At 60.7% G+C, this 20,718-nt stretch carries 20 protein-coding genes and 1 tRNA gene; 10 read left to right on the top strand and 11 right to left on the bottom strand.

What is annotated here, in order from left to right; genetic code table 11:
• The first annotated feature begins 6 nt into the window (after nt 1-6).
• On the top strand, nt 7-993 hold the full coding sequence (locus CAK95_RS07245; RefSeq protein WP_086087305.1) for an amidohydrolase family protein: 987 nt from the start codon (nt 7-9) through the stop codon (nt 991-993).
• 169 nt (nt 994-1,162) lie between these two features.
• Here CAK95_RS07245 and CAK95_RS30165 read toward each other — a convergent pair whose 3' ends face one another.
• From CAK95_RS30165 to CAK95_RS07230, 4 genes are all read right to left on the bottom strand, one after another.
• Nucleotides 1,163-1,297: a hypothetical protein gene (locus tag CAK95_RS30165; RefSeq protein WP_280949852.1), complete on the bottom strand. Its 135-nt coding sequence runs from the start codon at nt 1,295-1,297 to the stop codon at nt 1,163-1,165.
• 143 nt (nt 1,298-1,440) lie between these two features.
• Entirely contained in the window at nt 1,441-2,355 is a 915-nt protein-coding gene (locus tag CAK95_RS07240) for an AraC family transcriptional regulator (RefSeq protein ID WP_245303655.1), read from the bottom strand.
• 63 nt (nt 2,356-2,418) lie between these two features.
• Complete coding sequence (locus CAK95_RS07235) at nt 2,419-2,685, bottom strand: DUF1127 domain-containing protein (protein ID WP_086087304.1); 267 nt, start codon at nt 2,683-2,685, stop codon at nt 2,419-2,421.
• A gap of 94 nt (nt 2,686-2,779) precedes the next feature.
• A complete protein-coding gene (locus CAK95_RS07230; protein WP_086087303.1) occupies nt 2,780-3,517 on the bottom strand; it encodes an oxygen-binding di-iron domain-containing protein in 738 nt (245 codons plus the stop codon).
• Nucleotides 3,518-3,644: 127 nt separating this feature from the next.
• Here CAK95_RS07230 and CAK95_RS07225 point away from each other — a divergent pair, with 127 nt between their 5' ends.
• Complete coding sequence (locus CAK95_RS07225) at nt 3,645-4,223, top strand: TetR/AcrR family transcriptional regulator (protein ID WP_086087302.1); 579 nt, start codon at nt 3,645-3,647, stop codon at nt 4,221-4,223.
• Between the two features lie 58 nt (nt 4,224-4,281).
• On the opposite strand, the gene CAK95_RS07220 is transcribed toward CAK95_RS07225, so the two are convergent.
• Both CAK95_RS07220 and CAK95_RS07215 read right to left on the bottom strand, forming a co-directional pair.
• Nucleotides 4,282-5,532, bottom strand: a complete 1,251-nt coding sequence (locus CAK95_RS07220; protein ID WP_086087301.1) for a glycosyltransferase — start codon at nt 5,530-5,532, stop codon at nt 4,282-4,284.
• 167 nt (nt 5,533-5,699) lie between these two features.
• Entirely contained in the window at nt 5,700-7,703 is a 2,004-nt protein-coding gene (locus tag CAK95_RS07215; RefSeq protein WP_086087300.1) for a methyl-accepting chemotaxis protein, read from the bottom strand.
• Between the two features lie 302 nt (nt 7,704-8,005).
• Here CAK95_RS07215 and CAK95_RS07210 point away from each other — a divergent pair.
• A tRNA-Ser gene (locus CAK95_RS07210) sits at nt 8,006-8,095 on the top strand.
• Between the two features lie 86 nt (nt 8,096-8,181).
• On the opposite strand, the gene CAK95_RS07205 is transcribed toward CAK95_RS07210, so the two are convergent.
• The 4 genes from CAK95_RS07205 to CAK95_RS07190 form a co-directional block, all read right to left on the bottom strand.
• Nucleotides 8,182-8,712, bottom strand: coding sequence for a dihydrofolate reductase family protein (locus tag CAK95_RS07205; protein ID WP_086087299.1), 531 nt, complete (start codon nt 8,710-8,712; stop codon nt 8,182-8,184).
• Nucleotides 8,713-8,793: 81 nt separating this feature from the next.
• Nucleotides 8,794-9,885, bottom strand: a complete 1,092-nt coding sequence (locus CAK95_RS07200; RefSeq protein WP_086087298.1) for a mandelate racemase/muconate lactonizing enzyme family protein — start codon at nt 9,883-9,885, stop codon at nt 8,794-8,796.
• A 13-nt stretch (nt 9,886-9,898) separates the two neighbouring features.
• Nucleotides 9,899-10,915, bottom strand: a complete 1,017-nt coding sequence (locus CAK95_RS07195) for a Bug family tripartite tricarboxylate transporter substrate binding protein (RefSeq protein ID WP_086087297.1) — start codon at nt 10,913-10,915, stop codon at nt 9,899-9,901.
• A gap of 57 nt (nt 10,916-10,972) precedes the next feature.
• Nucleotides 10,973-11,734: an enoyl-CoA hydratase/isomerase family protein gene (locus tag CAK95_RS07190; RefSeq protein WP_086087296.1), complete on the bottom strand. Its 762-nt coding sequence runs from the start codon at nt 11,732-11,734 to the stop codon at nt 10,973-10,975.
• A gap of 131 nt (nt 11,735-11,865) precedes the next feature.
• On the opposite strand from CAK95_RS07190, the gene CAK95_RS07185 reads away from it, so the two are divergent.
• Nucleotides 11,866-13,074, top strand: coding sequence for an ABC transporter substrate-binding protein (locus tag CAK95_RS07185; RefSeq protein ID WP_086087295.1), 1,209 nt, complete (start codon nt 11,866-11,868; stop codon nt 13,072-13,074).
• 18 nt (nt 13,075-13,092) lie between these two features.
• Nucleotides 13,093-14,646, top strand: a complete 1,554-nt coding sequence (locus CAK95_RS07180) for a class I adenylate-forming enzyme family protein (RefSeq protein ID WP_086087294.1) — start codon at nt 13,093-13,095, stop codon at nt 14,644-14,646.
• A gap of 7 nt (nt 14,647-14,653) precedes the next feature.
• Here the strand turns inward: CAK95_RS07180 and CAK95_RS07175 are convergent, their stop codons facing one another.
• On the bottom strand, nt 14,654-15,223 hold the full coding sequence (locus CAK95_RS07175) for a MarR family winged helix-turn-helix transcriptional regulator (RefSeq protein WP_086087293.1): 570 nt from the start codon (nt 15,221-15,223) through the stop codon (nt 14,654-14,656).
• A gap of 183 nt (nt 15,224-15,406) precedes the next feature.
• Between CAK95_RS07175 and CAK95_RS07170 the strand changes: the two genes are divergently transcribed.
• From CAK95_RS07170 to CAK95_RS07150, 5 genes are read left to right on the top strand one after another with little or no spacing between them, the layout of a single operon-like run.
• The gene (locus tag CAK95_RS07170) at nt 15,407-16,225 is read left to right on the top strand and encodes a p-hydroxycinnamoyl CoA hydratase/lyase (protein ID WP_086087292.1); all 819 of its coding nucleotides are present in this window, start codon (nt 15,407-15,409) and stop codon (nt 16,223-16,225) included.
• Between the two features lie 37 nt (nt 16,226-16,262).
• A complete protein-coding gene (locus CAK95_RS07165; RefSeq protein ID WP_198343815.1) occupies nt 16,263-17,435 on the top strand; it encodes an acyl-CoA dehydrogenase family protein in 1,173 nt (390 codons plus the stop codon).
• Nucleotides 17,432-18,208 carry a citryl-CoA lyase gene (locus CAK95_RS07160; RefSeq protein ID WP_198343814.1) on the top strand — a complete coding sequence of 259 codons (777 nt, stop codon included), beginning with the start codon at nt 17,432-17,434 and terminating at the stop codon, nt 18,206-18,208. Before CAK95_RS07165 ends, CAK95_RS07160 begins: the two co-directional genes overlap by 4 nt.
• A 55-nt stretch (nt 18,209-18,263) precedes the next feature.
• Nucleotides 18,264-19,232 carry a Bug family tripartite tricarboxylate transporter substrate binding protein gene (locus CAK95_RS07155; protein ID WP_086087289.1) on the top strand — a complete coding sequence of 323 codons (969 nt, stop codon included), beginning with the start codon at nt 18,264-18,266 and terminating at the stop codon, nt 19,230-19,232.
• 15 nt (nt 19,233-19,247) lie between these two features.
• Nucleotides 19,248-20,393 carry a CaiB/BaiF CoA transferase family protein gene (locus tag CAK95_RS07150; protein WP_086087288.1) on the top strand — a complete coding sequence of 382 codons (1,146 nt, stop codon included), beginning with the start codon at nt 19,248-19,250 and terminating at the stop codon, nt 20,391-20,393.
• Nucleotides 20,394-20,718 lie beyond the last annotated feature (325 nt).

The raw sequence follows: 20,718 nt of genomic DNA, 5'->3' as shown, positions 1-20,718 counted from the left end.
ACATCCATGACTGTCATCGACGTCCATACCCATATGCTCACGCTTGACTATCTCGAGCTGCTGCGCGCCAACGGCACCGGCAAATACACGTTGAAGAAAACCAAGGCCGGACAGGACGCGGTGCATCTCTACGACGCGCCGTTCATGACGCTGTTCCCCGGAATGTGGGACTATGACTTGCGCATCAAGAAGATGGATGAAGCCAAGGTCGATGTCGCGGTGGTGTCGCTGACCTGCCCGAATGCCTATTGGGGCGGACGTGAGGTGGCGCTGAAGGCGGCGCAACTCGTCAATGATTCGATGGCCGAGCAGCAGCGCTTAAAGCCCGATCGCATTCGTTGGTTCGCCTCGCTGCCATTCCAGTATGCTGACGAAGCCAAGGCCGAACTTGCACGCTGCGCCAAGCTCGGCGCGGTCGGCGTGATGGTGATCGCCAATATCGACGGCGAGGATCTGACCAATCCAAAGTTCGCACCGGTCTGGGCCGAGATCGACAAGCTCGGCTGGCCGGTGCTGGTGCATCCCGGCGCGCCGCAGGGCGTGAAGGATCAGCACATGGATGAGTTCAATCTCATTCCGCCGGTCGGCTTCATGGCCGACACGACGCTCGCCTTCACGCGCATGATCTATTCGGGCTTTCTCGACAAATATCCGAACATCAAGCTGATCGCTTCGCATGGCGGCGCGAGCCTGCCTTATCTCGCCGGCCGTCTCGATCGCTGCTGGGAGATGATTCCGGGCTGCGCCGAAGTGATCAAGGACAAGCCGAGCGATTATCTGCAGCGCATCTGGTACGACACGGTGGTCTACGATCCGCGCGCGCTCGAGCTTTGCATCTCGGTGGCCGGTTCACCCGATCGCGTTCTTTACGGCTCCGACTATCCGCACAATATCGGCGACATGATCGGCTGCCTCGCGCGCGTGAACGCGCTACCCGCCGATCAGGCAAAGCGGATTGCGGGGAAGAACGCGGAGAGGTTGTTTGGGTTGTGAGAGCGGTTGTCGGGTGCGGGGACGAGCGGGTGTAATTCTGTAAGCTTTGCAACGTGATGGTCGGCGTGAGGTTTCGTCGCCAGCAGGCCGCGTCGGCATCATGCCAAGAGCTGGCATTGTCAAAAAATTATGCCGGCCGCTGCTCTGAACGGCCGGCATGCGACAAGCATTAGCGGATGCTGTTGCCGTGGATCTGCGTTTCCAGCTCGTAGCGCGAGGTGGATGCATTGGCGTTGGTGACAACGCTGGCGGCGAGAGCGACAACGACGAAAGCAGCAAACACGGCCTTGAACTTGGTGATCATGATAGTCTCCATCTCTGGTTGGTCGATGACGGGATGTCATCGATGTCCGCGAAGCTATTCGTCTCTGGTCTTCGCCGCCGTCCGGATGTTTTGACGTCTGTCGCGATATTGCGGCGATGAAGATGCTCGCTTCATCTTCGTGCTCAAGCGGCCAATGACCGGCTGAATTCACGGCGATAGTCGGACGGTGTCATTGCCGTGATCTTGCGAAAGCTCGCCGTGAAAGCCGATGGCGTTTCGTAGCCGACATCCAATGCAATCTCGGTGATGCTGGCCGACGATGCCGCCAGCATCTCGCGCGCCCTGTCAATGCGAAGATGCATGAAGCGTTCATGTGGCGTCTGCCCGGTGGCCAGCCTGAATGACGTGCAGAAATGGTGGCGGCTCAGATTCACGAGTCCTGCGAGTTCGCCAAGACTGATGTCCTGATCGAGCCGCTCGCGCATGAAGTCTGTCACGCGCTTCACCTGCCAGTCGGCGAGGCCACGGCGTTTCGTCGTCGTCGCGAGTGCGCTGACGGAAGAATGCGATCTGATGAGCTGCACGCAGAGGAGATCGATCGCGTGATCCAGGAACAATCGCGAGCTTTGAATATCCGGAGAGGATTCGCGGCTCAGCATGCGCATGAGGCCGGCCGCGACCGGATCGGCAAAGCCGGCCCGGTCGATCAGTCTGACCTCTTTTCCGTTCGCGATGCCATCGGCACAGGACTGAAGCCGCGCGTCGGTCAGAAAGATGTGAGAGACTTCGATGGGGCCGGCGATATCCCACCGGCCGTCATGGTCTTGAGGGATAATGCTGATCGAGTCGATTTGCGCGCGCGCGACGATGCGGTTCTCGCCCGACCGCCAATGCAGGTCGCGCGGTGCTGAATAGTAGGTCGCCAGCACATGATCCGACAGCGCTGGCAGCGCGCCTTTCATCGCCTCATGCCGCCATCGCCGCGTCAGACGCACGCCATCCGGCATGGAGTCCGGTGCGAGCAAAGGCGGCGGCCCCACAAGTCTGCCGATGGCCTCGACAGGATCGCATCTGTCCGAATGCGTAAACGCAGTCATGACATCCTCCAGATCGGATTCTTTGCTGGCCAGTGATGATGTGGTGCGAGCACGCGGCGGCGTTTACTGGCCATGCGGACCGTGCCTTTCGTGGTAAGTGCCGGACGCGATGGCGTTGGCCACGAAATCGATTTCGCTGCGCGCGATGCCGACATCCTTCAGGATCACGTCAGGCAAGGCGTTCAGGGTGCTGCGTGTTTCGTGCGCCATGACGGCACGGTGAAACAGGCAATGCAGGTTCGCGGCGAATTTCTTGCAACGCATCGCTGCGCTCGAAAAAAGCGTGGCATGCTGGGTGGCGGTCAAGCCGGTCATGTTGGTGTTGCTCATGGCAAAGTTTCTCCGTGGCGCATGCCTCACGGGATGCGCATTGCAATGGATTGGCGGTGGTCTGGCGCGCGGCCAGCCTTGCAAAATGGCGCGGCTAGGCGGCTTTCACGTGCTGGCCACTGATCCGCCGATCGTAATCATCCGCAAGCGCGTGCAAGGCTGCCGCGCCATCGCCGAAGAATGACGGTCCGTGCATCAGGGCCAATGTGCGCGGTGAGAATTTGGATAACGCGCGGATGGTCGTTCCCATCTCCGGATTGAGAGAAGAATATTTGAAGAGGTCTTCGGCGGCGATCGCCGGTCCGACGATATCGTTACCGGTCAATGCCGGGCCATTGCCGAGTTGCGTGAAGAGGTCACCGCACATCAGCGTGCTGGTCGATTCCTCATACATCACGCCGGCATCCCAGCCGTGCGGCGTGTGCGGCGTATCGATGTAGCGGACGCGCTTGCCGCCGATATCGATCACTTCGCCATCCTGCAGGACGCGGGGCGTGCGGTTCGCCATATCGTTGAGCGAGACGAGGCAGCCTGTCTGCCCATGTGCGACCTCTGCATCGGGAGCGATCGCGAGCCATTCGTTCATCGCGCCGCACTCGTCGGCCTCGTAATGGCCGAAGGCAATCCAGCGCAGGCGTTCCGGCGCGATCAGACGGCTGAGCGCATCCCGGTTCAGCGGAAACATCTTCCGCAGACCGGTGTGGAACATCAGCGGCTCGTCACCGAGAACAAGGAACTGGTTGAAAGTGAAGCCGGCCGGCGGGGCGATATCGGGGACGAAGGTCGAGAGCCGGTAAATGCCGTCTGCAATTTCAGAAATCTTCGTGTCCATGGCGTGTCTCCTCCAGGAAAGCGGACCACGTTGAATTTCATTGCACGGTTATGTGTACCTAAATAATCCCCCTTGTCAATATTCATTGCACATGTTAGTGTAACGAAATTGTCAGATCGAAAATGCCATGGCACGCACCTACACCCTCAAAAAGCGGGCCGAGCAGCAGGCGGAGACACGACAGCGCATCGTCGAAGCGGCCGTGGAACTGCACAGCAGTGTGGGACCCGCGGCAACGACCTTCAGCATGCTGGCGGAACGGGCGGGCGTGCAGCGTCATACGCTCTATGCCCATTTCCCTGACGAGCGGAGCCTCCTCGCGGCCTGTTCGGGGCTGGTGGAAGAGCGCGATCCGCTGCCCAAAGCCGCGCCGTGGCGTAATATTGCGGATCGCGGCGAGCGGCTCGCGACCGGTCTCCGCGCGATCTATGACTGGTACGAGCGCAATGCCTCTTTGATGGCCTGTGTGTTGCGTGACGCCGAGCACCATGCGTTGACGCATGAAATCAGCATGCAGCAGTTTAGTCCTTACGTCGCAGCCTGGCAGGAGGCGCTTGGTGTGAAACTCGGCGTGAAGCAGCGCGCGATGCTGCATCTCGCCCTCAGTTTCCACACATGGCGGACGCTGGTGCGGGATGCCGGGCTGAAGCAGGCAGCCGCCGTTGCCGCCATGACGCACGCGATCGAAAGCGCGGACGACGCGTGATCGGGCCGCTCCCGGCGTGGAGTTTAACCTTCGGGAATTACCCGGAAGGAAGCGCGGCTCACGCGCTTTGCTTTCTCGCGGCGTGCGCCTCAATGAAGTCGATGGCAGCCGTGACACCGTGCTCCTGGCGAATGGCTGCGCCGCGCGTAGCGGCGCGTTCGCGCATCTGCGGGTTCTCCATATCCGCAATCGCCGCCGCGAGGGTCTCGACCGAAAGATGTTTCCGGTCGAGCGGGGGTGGCGCAACGCCGAGGTCCCACATGCGGCGGGCCCAAAAGGGCTGATCGCCCAGAAACGGGCATATCGTCATCGGTTTGCCGGCGCGAAGTGATGCCGCTGTCGTGCCGGCGCCGCCGTGATGCACCGTTGCGCCGACATGCGGGAACAGTTTGTCATGCGGCGCTTCGCGGATGACATGGATGTTGGGCGGAATAGTTTGTGGCGCCAACGCACCGCCGCCTGTCGCCAGCACGCCGCGCTTGCCGGTTTTCGTCAGCGCTTCGATCACCGTTGCTGCGGTGCTGACCGGGTCCAATCCCGGCATGCTGCCGAAGCCGATATAGACCGGTGGTTCGCCCGCCTTGAGAAAGGCGGCAAGATCTTCCGGCGGATGCCAATCGTCGTGATCGAGAAACCAGTACCCGCTCACCAGGACATCGCGGCCCCAGTCGGGTGGGACCGGGACGACATGCGGACTGTAGGCGTAGAGCGTTCCCGAGGGAGTAGTCTTGCCTGTGCTGCGCGGCGGCAACCCGAGCGTTGTCTTTCGCCAATCACGAAGCAATCCGCCAAACAGGACATTCATTCCCTTGATGGCAAGGCCATGGCTGATGCGGTTCAACGGACCCAGCGAAGCGAATGGAAGCAGCGGAGTTGGGAAAGCCGATGTCGGCGTGAAGCCTGGCAGCGGCGAGGCGAGAATGAACCGACAGCCAAGCTTCTCGGCGATATGCGGGACGCCAAGCGCCTTCGGATGGTAGACGATGATGTCGGGGGCGAACTCTTTTGTCGCTGACCATTCCGCATCGAGCAGGTGACGCATCAGCGGACGGATATGCTTCAAGAGTTTGAAGCCGCCGCTGAAGCCTTTGCCGCCCGCAATCGCGGCCTTGCCTTCGGGCTTGTCGAGCAACGCCAGAAATTCGCCAGGCAGCGGTGAAAAGGCAACGCCACGCTCGCGAATCATCGCCTCGAACTGAACCGGGGCGGTCAACTGCACATCGTGACCACGCGCGATCAGCCCGAGCGCCAGCGCGAGATAGGGTTGGATGTCGCCTCTCGTTCCGAGTGTGTGGATCGCCACGCGCATGCCGATACCTCAGGTTCACAAGGACCGTTTTGATGCAGACAACCTCCGCTCCGCGGCTTTGACAAGGATACACAAACCCGCACGTCATTTCCGGGACGCGCCAAAAGGCGGGCCCCGGAATGACCATCAAAGCAACACTCAGTATTAAGCCGCAAAAGGCAACTCAGCTACGCAGCCCGCACGGTCGCCAGAAATCGCTCCACTTCCATCTTCAGCTTTGCGCTTTCGCCGGACAACGACCGCGCCGACGCAAGGACGGCGGCCGACGCGGAATCGGTTGCGGTCGCGCCGCGGCTGACATCGGCAATGCTGCCGGCGACCGCATTGGTGCCGTGTGTCGCCTGCTGCAGGTTGCGGGCGATTTCCTCCGTTGCCACTTGCTGCTGTTCGACCGAAGCGAAAATGGCACGCGAGATGTCGGCGATGCGGGCAATGGTCGTATTGATCGCCCTGATGGCGTGAACGGATTCCTGTGTTGCCGTCTGCATATCGGCAATCTGGCGGCCGATTTCGTCGGTCGCCGTAGCGGTATTCGCCGCCAGCGTTTTGACCTCCTGCGCGACGACGGCGAAGCCCCGTCCCGCTTGTCCGGCCCGCGCCGCTTCGATTGTCGCATTCAGCGCCAGCATGTTCGTCTGCTTGGCGATCGAGGAGATCATCTTCACGACATCGCCGATGCGGTCGGCCGAGTGCGACAGCCGATTGATGCAGGAATCGGTGATCTGCGCCTGCTGTACCGCTTCCGATGCGATGGCACTCGATTCCTGCGCCCGGCGCGCGATCTGCGTGATCGACAGACCGAGATCGTCGGTGGTGGAGGCGACCGACTGCACATTGGCCGAGGCCTGCTGAAAGTTGCTCGACGCGGAAACCGACAGCGTTTGCGTTTGTTCGGCGATCGCAGTGAGCGAGGCGGCCGCGGCTTCCAGTTCGTTGGAGGCGGAAGAGACCGTATCGATCATGCTGCCGACGGCGTGCTGGAATTCGCCGGCAATCTTCTGAATGTCGTCCCGCCGTTGCTGCGCCGATTTTTTCTCGAGCTGTTTCTTGTCACTGCGCAGCTTTTCGCGTTCGAGAATGCTGTCGCGGAAAACCACAACGGAACGCGCCATCGCGCCAATCGCATCCGATCGCCCCGTTTCGCCAATGACGACATCGGTATGGCCATGGACCAGGCGCTTCATCGCCTCCTCAAGGCGCGACAAGGGCTGGATGATCGAACGCCGCACCAGGACAGGCAGCAGGATGGCGAGGCCAAGACCCACGACAAGCGCTATGATCGCACCGAAGACGATGAACTCGGCCCAGTCGGCGATACGGTCGAGCCGTTGCTTCGATTGTGCATTGTTGTTGCTCTTGAGCAGGGCGGCGGCCTGACTGGCATGGGCCAGGGTCTCATCGGATTTGTGCCGCAGGCTTTCGAAGCGTTCCGAAGCGCCGCCGAGCTGGGTCACAAGACCATAGAGTTTCGACCGTGCCCGCTCCATGTCGCGGGAGAGTGTGCGCGCATCCGTTCCCGCAGCCTTGAGCGTTGTGATGTTCTGATCGATCAGGTCGCTGAAGGCTGAGACGTGATTTCGCGTTTCTTCGAATAACGCCGGATCGGCTGCGCCGGCATACATCCCCGTTTGCTCGATCACAGCGCCGGCCCTGCGGATGAACCGGTTGGTCTGCTCCTCGGCATCGCCGGCCGGCATGCTTCGCAACCGGATCGCAAATTGGGTCGATGCTTGCGCGAAGGCGGCGAGAGCCGATGGCATGAGCTGCTGGGCTTCGGTGATGTTGCCACGCGCGAGCATGGTGCCGAGGACGAACTGATCGAGTTCTGCGACATCGGCGGCGACCTTCCGGGCGGCCGCGGCGTCCTGCTGGCTGACAGTTTCCGCCATCATCGATGCCAGGAGACGCAGGCGGTCGATATCCGGCGTGATGCGCTTGGCCACGTCCTGCTGTGAGCCGGGCTCCCGGATCAGCCGGCCGATGCGTTCGGCCATCATCGACAATTCGGCGGCGTCCTGCAGCGTTCGGCCGGAGCCGATGGCCAGCCTTGCATCTCGTGAAACCTGGGAAATACCCAGAAAGGCAGCGGCGGCAATTGCAAAGGCCAGTGCGACGGGGATGGCAACGGCCAGATTCAGCCTGGCCGCAAGGGAAATGCGTTTCAGAATCACACGAATCTCGAAGGGTAAATTGAGGCGGTCTGATAGGCGAGATTTGTAAAGGCTTTATGATTCAGGCCGGCGATCACATTCGTCCTGGTGCATTCATCTGGCGCGTATGGAGCTGAACGATTTCCTGATCAGATATCTCGCAAGATTCGAGCTTTGCGGCCTGAATGTTCCGATTTTCAGCGAGCGGATCATATCGGCGGGCAAATAGCGGCGTTTCATTGCAGACCGCCCTTGTTTCGGCGGGGCGGCTTGGCTAAACAACGCCCCGTCCGAGGGCGGCATCGCCCTGTTCGGCCCCCAGTGGAGAGGTGGCTGAGTGGTTGAAAGCACCGCACTCGAAATGCGGCATACTCGCAAGGGTATCGGGGGTTCGAATCCCTCCCTCTCCGCCAATAATCGCCGATTGCTCTCTATAACTAGTCATTGCCGCGCGGCTTACGGTCCAAGCGGACCTGCCGCAACGGTGCGAGTTGCGTGATCAGGCGGGAACGTATGTCAATCTGATCGTGTCCTTGCCGATCAAATCACTGGCCACAAGGCGGAGCGGCGGCCGTGGTCCGGCGAAGAATGGCGTGCCGCGACCCAGCACGACGGGATGAAAGTAGAGTCGATACTCATCGATAAGACCAAGGTCGGTCAGGCTTCCTGCCAGGTCCGGCCCGGAAACGGCGATCTCTCCGGCGAGCCGAGCCTTCAGGTCATGGATCACCGTCTCAAGGTCACCCGCGACAAGCGTGGCGTTGGGGCCGACCGACGTCAACGAGCGCGACACGACCCACTTCGGCTGGCGCCGCCACGCGGTCGCGAATTCGCGGTGCTCCGGGGTCCACTCAGGACGGTCTTCGTCCCAATAGCGCATAGTCTCGTACATGCGGCGACCGTACACACTGCCGGCCAGATCGCGCACGTGCTCGATCCAGTGACGAAACAGTACGGGATCCGGCGCAAATTTCTCGTGGTCGACATAGCCGTCCAGCGACTGATTCATTCCGAAGACGATCTTCGCCATGTTGAAAACCTCCAGCGCAAGGTCTCCACGATAGTATGAGCATTCGGCGGTGCGCTACGGAGCGACTTTGATACACAAGGATTACCCATGGCGGCCGCAGGATTTCAGTGCGGCCCAATCGACAAGCGACGCGAGGCCGGCAAAATCAGGCAGCGTTATTTTCCCGTCAGACACCGCAAGCGGCACTGACAGCACCTGCTCTTCCATAGCGAGGAACCAGGTTAGTTCGGCGGGCAATGCCGGGCTCGGGATTGTTGCCGCAAACTGCAGCGCGGCAAGCGTGCCGAGTGCGCTTTCCCCCATCAGGCCGGCGACCACACCGCAGTTCGACGATTGCGCGATGGTTTGCATCTGCCGGCAAGAGGACAGCCCGAACCGGCCCGGCTTGATACTCAGCGTCTGTGCGCCCTGTGCCGTGAACAGCGCGGCATCGCGCGGCGACCAGCAGCCGAAATCGACCAGCAGCGGAATCGGGCTTTCTTGCTGGAGTTGCTTGAAGGCGGCATCCGGAACGAGAGCGCAGGGATCTTCGAGATACGTTATTCCGGCATCTGCGAGCGCCTTTGCGTAATCGAAGGCTTCATCCATCGCGTAAGCGCCATTCGCATCGACATAGAGCTGGATATCGTCACCGACCGCTGCGCGAATCTCGGAAATGCCCTGCAGGTCCGTGCTGAATCCCTGGCCGCCTTTGACCTTCAAGGTTTTAAAGCCATAGCGCGACACCATTGCCGCGGCTTCCTTCGCCATGACGGCCGGTTGTTGCCGGGTGACGGCCCAAGACAGCTCAATCTCCTGCGCGCCGCCCCACAGGCGCCACAACGCTTGATCCCGCTGGGCTGCGACAAGATCCCAGCAGGCATTGTCGATGATGGCTTTCGCCGCGAGATTTTCCGGAATGCGGTCGAGCGCGGCGCGAACAAGCGTCGGGTCGTCAAGGTCGAGTGTCCGCAGCAGCGGGATGAACATCTCTTCGATGCAAGCCGCAAGGCTTCGCGCTGTCGCGCCGCACCAGGTCGGCTTCACCGTGATTTCGCCGACACCGACCGCGCCGGTGTCGGCTATCAGGCGCAGCAGCATCATCGGCGCGCTGTCTTCGACGACATCGCTCCACTGCACGGGCCTTGCGTATCGCAGCCGGTAAGGATGCAGCGAATAATCGGCGAGACGCATGATGCTGACGGATTTACTTTGCGGCCGCGCTGGAGTCTTTCAGCAGATCCTTCCACTTGGGAGACTCGGCGGCGACGAATTTGGTGAGTTGCTCGGGATTCATGTAGCGAGGTTCGGCGCCCAGTTGCGCCATTTTCGCGCGCATCTCCGGCCGGTTAACGATTGTCCCGATCTCGGCGCTGAGCTTGTCGACAATCGCCTTCGGCGTGTCGCGCGGCGCGAACAGGGCAAACCATGCCAGCACCTCGAAATCAGAGAATCCCGCCTCGGCGACAGTCGGCACGTTCGGCACCAGCGCGCTGCGCTCTGCGCCGGTGATGGCGAGAGCGCGTAATTTTCCGGCTTCCACCTGCGGCAGCAGCGAGGGCAGCGTGAAGAAGATGAACCCGACATCGCCCGACAGAACGCCGGTGACGGCTTCCGGTCCGCTCTTGTAGGGAACATGCGCCATATCGAGATCCGCGCTCTTTTTCAGGAGTTCGGCGGCGAGAAAGCCGGATGTGCCGGGCCCGGCCGATGAATAGGTCAGACGGCCCGGCTTCTCGCGGGCATATTGAACCAGTTCCTTCACCGATTTGACCGGCAGCGATGCATTGACCACCAAGAGGTTCGGTGCGATCGCAATCATCGCCACCGGCGGCACATCGCGCATCGGATCGTAGCTCAGATTTTTGAACATGTGCGGTCCGACCGAATGCGTCGGGCTGCCGCTCATCAACAGCGTATAGCCGTCGGGCTTGGCGCGCGCGACGGCGGCTGCGCCCACATGCCCGCCGGCGCCGGGACGGTTTTCGACGACGACCGGTTGTCCGAGCGCCGGCGACAATTGTTCGGCGATGAGGCGAGCGAGGATATCAGCGGTGCCGCCCGCGCCGGATGAAACGACAATCTGGATCGGCCGGGTCGGCCAGTCCTGCGCGGCGGCCGGCAGCGCTGACGCTGCAATGAGCGTCAGCAACGACAATGTGGCTCCCACAATGAGACGCTTCAGGACAACATGTTGACGTGCGAAGATATGGTGATGTGTCATGACCTTGTGTTTCCTCTCTCGAATTTCTGACGCCTTGTTTGGCGATTTCTTGTTGTCCTAACCGGGGTACCAGGCGGGTGAGCGGCGCTCCCTGAAGCTTGCAAGTCCCTCCTTTGCTTCAGGGGAGGTCGACATTTTTTCGAAAATCTCTTCGAGCTCGCGACTCGAATGAGCTCGATCCATACGGGATGATGGCTGCAGCAACACCTTCGCGGCCCGCACCGCGCCGGGAGCCGCCCGTAGATAATCGTCAATCGATTGCGCGACCATGCCTTCAAGATCGGAGGAATCGCAGATCTCGTGAACGAGCCCCGCGCGATGCGCTTCAAGGCTGTCGAAACGGCCGCCGCTCAAGAGATGACGGCGCAGGAAGCGTTCGCCACAGGCGCGAACCATCACTGGCATCAGCGGCGCCGGCGCGATGCCGAGACGGACTTCCGGAATGGAGAAATGCGCGTCCCGCGTCGCGATCACTGTATCGCAACAGGCGGCCAGCGCGAGCCCGGCGCCAACACAGGCGCCGTGAACGACGCAGATTGTCGGCTTGGGCAATCGATCCAGGGCCTCGCACAATTCCGGCACGGTCGCCTTGGTGTCGCCGCTGCGAAGATCGCCGAGATCCGCTCCGGCACAAAAATGCTTTCCCGCACCGCGCAACACGACAATGCGCACCGAACTGGATGCCGCGACGTCCTGCAATGTGTCGCGTAGCAGGACCAGCAGCGTGCGATCGATCGCGTTCGCCTTTTCAGGGCGATTCAAGATGAGGGTTGCGACGCCCCGATCATCCGTCTGTGTCGTAAGGGTTGTGCCTGCCATCCGCAGATCCCGTTATCCGATCGTTCTCCGCCGATGCCCGGCTATGGACAAACAGCCGGCGAAGCGTACAATGGTTAGGGAGCTAAGTATATAACAAGTGGCTACGAAAGCCATGCCCAGGGAGAGTTGCCATGGAGAAGAAAGGGCTGCTGGCCTTTTTCGCCGTGTACCTGTCGCTTTTTCCGATCGCGGCTTTTGGCAGCGATGGCGTCATCAGGATCGGTGTGTTGAATGACCAGTCCAGCGTGTTCGCCGATAGCACCGGCGCCGGTTCTGTGCTGGCGGCGCGCATGGCGGCGGAAGAGTTCGGCAACAAGATCGGCGATATGCCGATCGAAGTGATCTCGGCGGATCACCAGAACAAGCCGGATGTCGGCTCCAATATTGCGCGACGATGGTTCGACCTGGAGAAGGTCGACGTGATCGTCGATCTCGGCAATTCCGCTGTCGCGCTGGCGGTCAACGAGATTGCGCGTGAGAAGAACAAGGCAATCGTCGTATCGGCGGGCGGCTCAACGGCGCTGACGGGCAAAGCCTGTTCACCCAATACGATTCACTGGACCTACGACACATGGTCGCAGTCCTATGCGATCGGCTCAGCGCTGGTGAAGGCGGGTTATCCGACATGGTTCTTCATCACCGCTGATTACACCTTTGGCTATAATCTGCGCGACGAAACGACGGCCGTGGTGTTGAAGCAGGGCGGCAAGGTGCTCGGCTCCGTGCGCCATCCCATCAACTCCTCCGATTTTTCCTCGTTCCTTCTGCAGGCCCAGTCCTCCGGCGCAAAGATGGTCGCGCTCGCCAATGGCGGCGCCGACACGGCCAACGCCATCAAGCAGGCACGAGAATTCCAGTTGCATAAAGCGGGGCTGGGCATTGTCGGCCTGTCGACGATGATCACCGATATCCACGCGCTGGGCCTCGAAACGACGCAGGGCTTGTTCGTCACCGAGACGTTTTATTGGGATCTGAACGACGGCACGCGTGCGTGGTCGAAGAAATGGGGCGATCGCAACAATCAGCGCAAGCCGACGATGATGCAGGCGGGCGTCTATGCCGGCGTGCTGCATTATCTCAAGGCGGTGAAGGCGCTCGGCAAGCCCGATGACGGCCGGCAGGTCGTCGCCAAAATGAAAGAGCTCAAGACCGACGATCCTTTGTTCGGTCAAGGCTACATCCGACCCAATGGCCGCAAGATTCACGATCAATACGTGTTCCGGGTCAAATCGCCCGACAAATCCAAATCGCCGTGGGATTACTATGAACTCGTCTCCAAGACCTCCGGCGAAGAGTCGTTCCTGCCCTTGAAGGACAGCGGTTGCGCGCTGGTGCACTAGGATTTGAGAGCCGACAGAATGAATCTCCGCGATATCATCTTCAGGAATGCGCAGCTCTATCCCGATAAGGACGCCATTGTCTTTGCAGGGCGCGGGCTGACATTTCGTGATTACACGAGCCGCGCATGCCGGCTGGGGAACGCGCTGCTTGCAAGCGGGCTCAAGCATCAGGACCGCGTCGCGATTTTGGCGCCGAATTGCCCCGAATATCTTGAAGCCTTTGCGGCGTGCGAGAGCGCCGGACTGATTGTTGTGAATATCAATTATCGGCTCTCGGCGAAGGAACTGATCGAGATTTGCCGGGATTGCGAGCCGAAGGCGTTGATCTTCCATCAGCAATATGCCGAGCTTGCCGGAGAGTTGCTGAAAGCCGCGGCCGGAATAGAAACCGTCATCGGCATTCAAACGACGATGCACGGCGCGCGGGCTTATGAGGAGGTTCTGGCTGGTTCATCAAGCGAGCCGCCTCCCGTCGCGATCGATGACGAGGACATTGCCTATCTGATTTACACCAGCGGGACGACCGGGCGGCCCAAAGGGGTGATGCTGAGCCATCGCGCGATCGCGGAATCGGCGCGATCGATCTCGCACGATGGCGGAGCGATGACCAGCGATGTCATGCTGATCGTCATGCCGCTGTTTCATATAGGCGGCCGCATCGAAATGCTGGGCTTTAATATTCTCGGCGCGACGACGGTGCTGCATTCCGCATTCGATGCGAGCGAGATCTTGCGATCCTTCGAGATGCATAACGTCACAGCGGCACATCTTGCGCCGATCATGGTGCAACGGCTGCTGGAATCGCCCGACTTGCAAAACTATCGGCGCGACCGGCTGCGCTGCATTCATTATGCTTCGGCACCGATGCCGGCGCCTGTCCTGCGGCGAGCGATCGCTGCGTTCGGCCCTATTCTGACGCAGATCTACGGCCTGACCGAGTGCATTGTGGTCAGCCTGCTGACGCCGGCGCAGCATATCCTGGATGGCGACGAGAGGGTGGTCCGGCGCCTGAGTTCAGCCGGCCAGCCGTTTCTTGGCTGCACCGTGCGCATCGTTACGGCCGACGGAAACGACGCTCAGTCGGGCGAGATCGGTGAAATTCTGGTGCGCAGCCCCGGCTTGATGACGGGCTACTGGAATAACCACACCGCCACCGTTCCGACCCTGCGCGGCGGATGGATGCATACGGGCGATCTCGGTTATGCCGACGAGGATCGTTTCATCTTCATTGTCGATCGCAAGAAGGACATGATCATTTCAGGAGGAGAGAACATCTATTCCTGGGAGGTGGAAGAGGCGCTGCGATCGCATCCCGATGTCGCGGAGGCCGCGGTGATCGGCGTTCCGGATGACGAGTGGGGAGAATCGGTCAAGGCATTCGTCGTGGTGCGGCCGGGCGCGAAACCGCTCGCGGAAGCATTGATCGCCCATTGCCGCTCGCGCATTGCCAGCTACAAGAAACCGCGCACGGTGGAATTCGTCGAGGTGCTGCCGCGTCTGTTCAATGGTAAGATCGACAAGAAAGCATTGCGAGCGCCCTATTGGTCCGCGCAAAACAGACAGGTTGCTTGAGGCGGTGTCAGGTCGTTTTGACCTTCCGAGGCGCCTTCGTTGGAGGCGCCTTGGGCGAAGTCGTCTTGGATGTATTGGGCGCCGAAGCCAACCGGGCCGCGCGGATATTCTCCCGAAAGCGATGCAGATAGTCATGAAAGCGATCGATCTCCGCTTTCGAGAAGCCGCGCAGCGGAACGCGATTGGATTCTGTGACGACGTATTTCAAAAGCACGTTTTTCAAAGCGCGTCCTTCCGGAGTCAGAACGACACGCAGTTCCCGCCGATCGGTCTTGCTTTTCAGACGGTTGATTAGGCCGCGTTGCTGCATTTTCTTGAGCTGTTCGAGCGTCGTCGGTTCCGACGCGCCGACCCGGCGGCTCAATTCGCGTTGGGTGATCTCGTCCTCGAACCAGAGAACGCGCAGGAAGTACCACATGCCGACCTGAATATCGTGCGGTGCGATCAGCTCCTGCAGGAAGCGCTCCTGCATACGTTGTGTCTTGCGGATCTGGTAGCCGGTGCTCGAGGCAAAAACGGAATCGGGGTCGACAGGCGAATCGTCGGCGGTCGGCGCAAGCGGCTTGGTTTTTTTCATCAATGAAATCCTGAGGCGGCGCAGGATTATCACCAATCGGGCCGATCGCAAAAAATTCGCCGCGCGCGAGCTTCGTCTTTGCTCTCGACAATGGCGGCGGGGAGGTCTAATAATAGTTAGGAACCTAAGTAAAAATGCGCGGCAGTTTGAAACCGAGCCGGCGCCGCTCAGCGGAGGAAAAGGATGACTTATAAGACGCTGCTCCTGGACAAGAAGGACGGCATCGCGACCATTACGCTCAACCGTCCGGAAAAGAAAAACGCGATGAGCCCGCAATTGCACGAGGAGATGGTGCGTCTTCTCGACGATCTGCGCTACGACGATGCAGCGCGCGTGCTGGTCATTACCGGCGCCGGCTCGGCCTTCTGCGCCGGAATGGATCTCAAGGAGTTCTTCACCGACCTCAAGCCGCATCCGCAGGAATATGATCGGATCTGGCGCATCGCGACGGAGTGGCGCACGCGGACCTTGCGCTATTATCCCAAGCCGACGATCGCCATGATCAACGGCTTCTGTTTCGGTGGAGCGTTCTCGCTGGTCGAAGGTTGCGATCTTGCGATCGCCGCCGATGAGGCGACATTCGGCCTGTCGGAAATCAATTTCAAACTGTTTCCCGGCGGCAGCGTCAGCAAGTCATTGGCCAATCTGCTGCGGCCGCGCGACGCGCTTTGGTACGGCATGCTGGGCCGCCCGTTTGGCGGGCAGATCGCAGCCGAGATCGGCTTCATCAACAAGTCGGTGCCCGCGGCGGAGCTGCTCAACGAGACGATGACGGTTGCGCGAGAGCTCGCACAGAAAGATCCATGGGCGCTGAAGGCGACCAAGGAAGGATATCGCTTCTCGCTCGAAATGTCGTGGGAAGCGGCGATGAGCTATTCATCGGCCAAGGAGATGGAGCTTGTGCTGCGTCAAGGCGATGCCTGGCGGACCGAAGGCATTGGCGACTTCCTGAAAGGCGAATATCGTCCGGGACTGGAAGCGCATGGCAGCAAGAAGCGGTAACGCCGCTTCGCAACGTTCCCGCTGGGGGAGGTTTGGCTTGCTGACGTCTGCATTGAACGCTGAGAGCGTTGCCGTTCCATCACAATCCGAACTCGACGAGTTTCGGCGCAACCTGCGCCGTTTCGTCGAACGGGAGCTGCTTCCATTCGAACGAAAAACGATGGAGGAGGCGGATCGCCGCGCGATCCAGAAGAAGGCGCAAGATGCCGGCTTCTGGCTTCTCGATGTGCCGGAGGAATTCGGCGGCCAGGGCTTGCGGTTGTCCGGCATGGTCGTGTTCTGGCACGAGATATCGCGCACGATTGCTGTGCCCGCACGCGATCACTCGCTGTTCGGTCCGTTCGTTGGTCCGATCCTGTTGTCGCTGCAGGGCGAGCAGAGGCGACGCTATCTCGACCCGGTGCTGGCCGGCGAAAAAATCGCCTGCTTCGCGCAGACCGAACCGGATGCGGGTTCCGATCCTGCATCGATGCGGACGCGCGCCGTGCGCAAAGGCGCGCATTATGTGCTCAATGGCGTCAAGCGCTTCATCACCCATGCGGAGAAGGCGGATTTTGCGCAGGTGCTTGCGGTCACCGATCCCGGCAAGGGTGCAAGGAGCGGTATCTCCTGTTTCCTCGTCGACATGGAGACTCCGGGGCTGAAGATATCGGCGCAGCACCAGACGATGATGGGCGATCGTCCCTGCGAGATTTCCTTCGAAGAGGTGGAGGTTGCGGAAGAGAACCGGGTCGGCGCCGAAGGTGAGGGCTTCGCCTTCGCGCAGAAATGGCTCAACGAAGGCCGTATCCGCCATGGCGCGCGCGCCTGCGGTGTCGCCGAGCGCTGTCTTGAATTGACCATCGACTATGCCAAGCAGCGCCGTACGTTTGGCGAACCGCTCGCCGAGCGCCAGGGCGTTCAGTGGATTCTGGCCGACTGTTTCACGGAGTTGCATGCCACGAAACTGATGGTCCGGGATGCGGCCGAGAAGCTCGATGCCGGCCTGGATGCGCGCGCTGAGACCTTCATGGTCAAGACCTACGGAGACGAGATGGGGTTTCGCGTCGCCGATCGCTGTCTGCAACTGCACGGCGGCATCGGCCTGACCACGGAATTACCGATCGAAAAATTCTGGCGCGATCAGCGCAGCTTCATGATCACGGAGGGGCCGACGGAAGTCCTCCGAACGGCGCTCGCAAAACTCTTGCTGAGAGGAATGGCATCGTGAAGAAAGGCAAAGCGCTGCAATCGCGCATGGGATGGAGCACCGCCGACACCATCACAGTGCAGGAGCGCGATTTCACCAACGATCTTCTCGGTAAGATCGATCTCGGCGCGATGGCCTTTCTGGAGATCCAGGGGCGCATGCCGTCGGACAAGGAGGCGCGTGTGTTCAACGCGCTGCTGGTCACACTGGTCGAACACGGCATGACGCCGCAGGCGATGACCTCGCGGCTGGTTTACCTCGCGTCGCCCGAAGCGTTGCAGGCGGCCGTCGCCGCCGGATTGTGTGGCGTCGGAAGTGTGTTTGCCGGCGGCTCGGAGCAGATCGCCAAGGTGCTGCAGGATGGGCTGCGCGATGCGGCGCCGGACGCGGATCTTCCGGCCATCGCACGGCGTATCGTCGACGAGCATGTCGGACGCAAGCAACCGATTCCAGGCATCGGCCACCCGCTTCACAAACCGATCGATCCGCGCACGCCAGTGCTGTTTTCCATCGCCGAGCAGAACGGCTTCCGCGGCCGCTACATCGCGCTCCTTGAAGCGATCTGCGCGGAAGCGGAAACGCGACTCAACCGCCCGCTCCCCATCAATGCGACAGGAGCCATCGGCGCCATCCTGTGCGAACTGGGATTTCCGTGGCGCATCTGTCGCGGCATCGCCGTCATTTCCCGCGCGGTCGGACTGGTCGGCCACCTTGCCGAGGAAATGCGCAATCCGCTGGCGCGGGAAATCTGGGAACGCGCGGAGAAAGAAGTTTTCGATAACCGCCCGCAATGAGGCGGAGAGACGCCCGCAATGAGGCGGAGAGAAAAGATAACATCGGGAGGAAGTCATGCGAATACGTTCGGCGGCTTTAGCCATTTTGCTTGTGCTCAGTTCAACCGCGCTGGCGGTCGCACAGTCATGGCCATCACAACCCATTCGCTGGATCGTGCCTTATCCGGCGGGCGGCGGAACAGACCTGATGGCGCGAACGCTCGGGGTTTATCTCGAGAAGTCGCTCGGTCAGCCGATCGTGGTGGAAAACAAGCCCGGCGCATCGACGGTGACGGGAACGGCGGCGCTGGCACAGGCGCAGCCTGACGGATACACCGTCGGCATGGTGTTCGACTCGCTCGCGATCAACGCCGCGTCCGGTATGGCGCTGCCCTACAAGGCGGAGACGGATCTGGTGCCGGTCATTCATCTGGCCAATGTCCCGCTTGTTCTGATCGTCAATGCCGAGCAGGTGCCGATGAAAACACTGCCGGAGCTCGTCGCCTATGCCAAAGCGCATCCGGGCTGGTTCACGTTCGGCTCGCTTGGACCGGGCAGTCCTCATGAGATCGGGTTTCTGTGGCTCAAGGCGATCAGCAAAATGGATGCGCTGGTCGTGCCCTATCGCGGTGTGAATCCAGCGTTGCAGGATGTCATCGCAGGGCAGATCAAGGGCATGTTCCTTGGCGTTGCCGTTGCCGACGAATTCATAAAGTCCGGCAAGCTTCGCGCGATCGCCGTCACGTCAACGACACGCTTGAAAAGCGCGCCTGATATTCCGACCATAGCCGAGCAGGGCTATCCGGAATACGATTTCACAACGTTCTATGGTCTTGCGGCTCCCAAGGGCACGCCGCCGGCCATCGTTTCGAAACTGAACCAGGAGGTCAACAAGGCGCTGCAATTACCGGACGTGCGGTCCAAGATCGATCCGACAGGCGCAGAGATCACCGGGGGCACACAAAAGCAATTCGCCGATTTCCTCGAGAACAATCTTTCGAAGTTCAGAAAGATCGTTTCGCTGACGAACGGATCCGCCAAATAAGTCCCGGAGGGCGCTGTGACCAAGATATTGCAAGGCATTCGTGTCATCGAGCTTGGCACGATGATCACTGCGCCGCTCGCCGGCATGATGCTCGCCGATCTCGGCGCTGACGTCGTCAAGGTCGAGCGTCCTGATGGCGGCGACCCGTTTCGCAGTTTCCGGGGCGGGCTCTACAGTCCGCACTTCGTCGCGTTCAATCGCAACAAGCGCAGTATCACGCTCGACCTTCGGACAGATGACGGCAAGGCCACGTTGCGCCGGCTTTTGTCCGGCGCCGATGTGCTGCTTGAAAACTTTCGGCAAGGCGTCATGGACCGGCTCGGTTTCGATGCCGCCGAGATGCGGCGAAGTTTTCCAAGGCTGGTCTGGTGCTCGATCACAGGCTTTGGCGCGGACGGACCCTACGCCGACCGGCCCGCTTACGATGCCGTCGCCGGTGCCTTATCGGGTCTCGCCAGCATCATGGTCGATCCCGGAGCGCCACAGGCGAGCGGGCCGACGATATCGGATAACGTGACCGGAATGTATGCAGCCTACGGCATTCTCGGCGCGCTCTACGAACGTGAGCGGACCGGCAAAGGCCGTCGCGTTGAAGTCAATATGCTGGAGGCGGCGATATCCTTCATACCGGACACCTTCAGCAATTTTACCCGTCTCGGTATCGAAAGCGGGCCGCTGACGCGTGTTGCCAGCTCGCAGTCCTATGCCTTTCGTTGCAAGGATGGCGCCTTGCTGGCCATTCATCTGTCGTCGCCCGACAAGTTCTGGAAAAAACTGACGGAGGTGATCGAGCGGCCGGAGCTTGCCGAGGACGAACGGTTCAGCAAGCGCGACGCACGTGTTCGAAACTATCTGGATCTGCAGCACGAGCTTGCGGCCGCTTTTGTCCGCAAAGATCGCGTATGCTGGGAGGAGAGGCTGCAGCGCGCGGATGTGCCATTCGCACCGGTTCAAACAATATCGGAGGTGATGCAGGACTCACAGGTGAAGCACCTTCAGACATTCTACGAATTGTCTCATCCGGTCGAAGGGGCTGTCAACGGAATCAACAGCCCGCTTTACTTCGACGGTTCCCGGTGTGTGGACATGCGACCGCCACCGACGCTCGGCGAGCACAACGAGGATCCGGATTTCACCGCCTTCGAAGCGATGCGTGCCTGAGCGAGTTTGTCTTGTCGGTTTGTGCTCCGATCCTCGCCCATGGAACGAATGTCTTTGGCCTGTTGTGATCGCAGCGGCCGACGATCTCGTCATCGCTCCGATATAGGATATCGGAGAGCGGCATTTACAAAATTCTACAAATGACCGTGACCGGTGCAGCTGCTGGCAGCGGGAACCGGCGTCCGTCGCACGTGCTGCTGCAGCGACGCACATTGGATAACGCAGCGGAGGCCGCGGTCGCGCAAACGCCAGAGCCGCCGAAGAGTGGATAAAGGGTCCAGCGCGATCCAAGCCCATCATTCCTGGTTTTTCGAGGATCTGCTCA

The sequence above is a fragment of the Pseudorhodoplanes sinuspersici genome, assembly GCF_002119765.1.
Classification (GTDB): Bacteria; Pseudomonadota; Alphaproteobacteria; order Rhizobiales; family Xanthobacteraceae; genus Pseudorhodoplanes; species Pseudorhodoplanes sinuspersici.
The sequence above is the reverse complement of the archived record's forward strand: the minus strand, read 5'-3'. Positions and strand labels throughout refer to the sequence as shown.

What these genes read in the sequence shown, in the direction of transcription:
- CAK95_RS07245 (WP_086087305.1), top strand. Translation starts at nt 7, where the DNA reads ATGACTGTCATCGACGTCCATACCCATATGCTCACGCTTGACTATCTC.
- CAK95_RS30165 (WP_280949852.1), bottom strand. Translation starts at nt 1,297, where the DNA reads ATGATCACCAAGTTCAAGGCCGTGTTTGCTGCTTTCGTCGTTGTCGCT.
- CAK95_RS07240 (WP_245303655.1), bottom strand. Translation starts at nt 2,355, where the DNA reads ATGACTGCGTTTACGCATTCGGACAGATGCGATCCTGTCGAGGCCATC.
- CAK95_RS07235 (WP_086087304.1), bottom strand. Translation starts at nt 2,685, where the DNA reads ATGAGCAACACCAACATGACCGGCTTGACCGCCACCCAGCATGCCACG.
- CAK95_RS07230 (WP_086087303.1), bottom strand. Translation starts at nt 3,517, where the DNA reads ATGGACACGAAGATTTCTGAAATTGCAGACGGCATTTACCGGCTCTCG.
- CAK95_RS07225 (WP_086087302.1), top strand. Translation starts at nt 3,645, where the DNA reads ATGGCACGCACCTACACCCTCAAAAAGCGGGCCGAGCAGCAGGCGGAG.
- CAK95_RS07220 (WP_086087301.1), bottom strand. Translation starts at nt 5,532, where the DNA reads ATGCGCGTGGCGATCCACACACTCGGAACGAGAGGCGACATCCAACCC.
- CAK95_RS07205 (WP_086087299.1), bottom strand. Translation starts at nt 8,712, where the DNA reads ATGGCGAAGATCGTCTTCGGAATGAATCAGTCGCTGGACGGCTATGTC.
- CAK95_RS07200 (WP_086087298.1), bottom strand. Translation starts at nt 9,885, where the DNA reads ATGCGTCTCGCCGATTATTCGCTGCATCCTTACCGGCTGCGATACGCA.
- CAK95_RS07195 (WP_086087297.1), bottom strand. Translation starts at nt 10,915, where the DNA reads ATGACACATCACCATATCTTCGCACGTCAACATGTTGTCCTGAAGCGT.
- CAK95_RS07190 (WP_086087296.1), bottom strand. Translation starts at nt 11,734, where the DNA reads ATGGCAGGCACAACCCTTACGACACAGACGGATGATCGGGGCGTCGCA.
- CAK95_RS07185 (WP_086087295.1), top strand. Translation starts at nt 11,866, where the DNA reads ATGGAGAAGAAAGGGCTGCTGGCCTTTTTCGCCGTGTACCTGTCGCTT.
- CAK95_RS07180 (WP_086087294.1), top strand. Translation starts at nt 13,093, where the DNA reads ATGAATCTCCGCGATATCATCTTCAGGAATGCGCAGCTCTATCCCGAT.
- CAK95_RS07175 (WP_086087293.1), bottom strand. Translation starts at nt 15,223, where the DNA reads ATGAAAAAAACCAAGCCGCTTGCGCCGACCGCCGACGATTCGCCTGTC.
- CAK95_RS07170 (WP_086087292.1), top strand. Translation starts at nt 15,407, where the DNA reads ATGACTTATAAGACGCTGCTCCTGGACAAGAAGGACGGCATCGCGACC.
- CAK95_RS07155 (WP_086087289.1), top strand. Translation starts at nt 18,264, where the DNA reads ATGCGAATACGTTCGGCGGCTTTAGCCATTTTGCTTGTGCTCAGTTCA.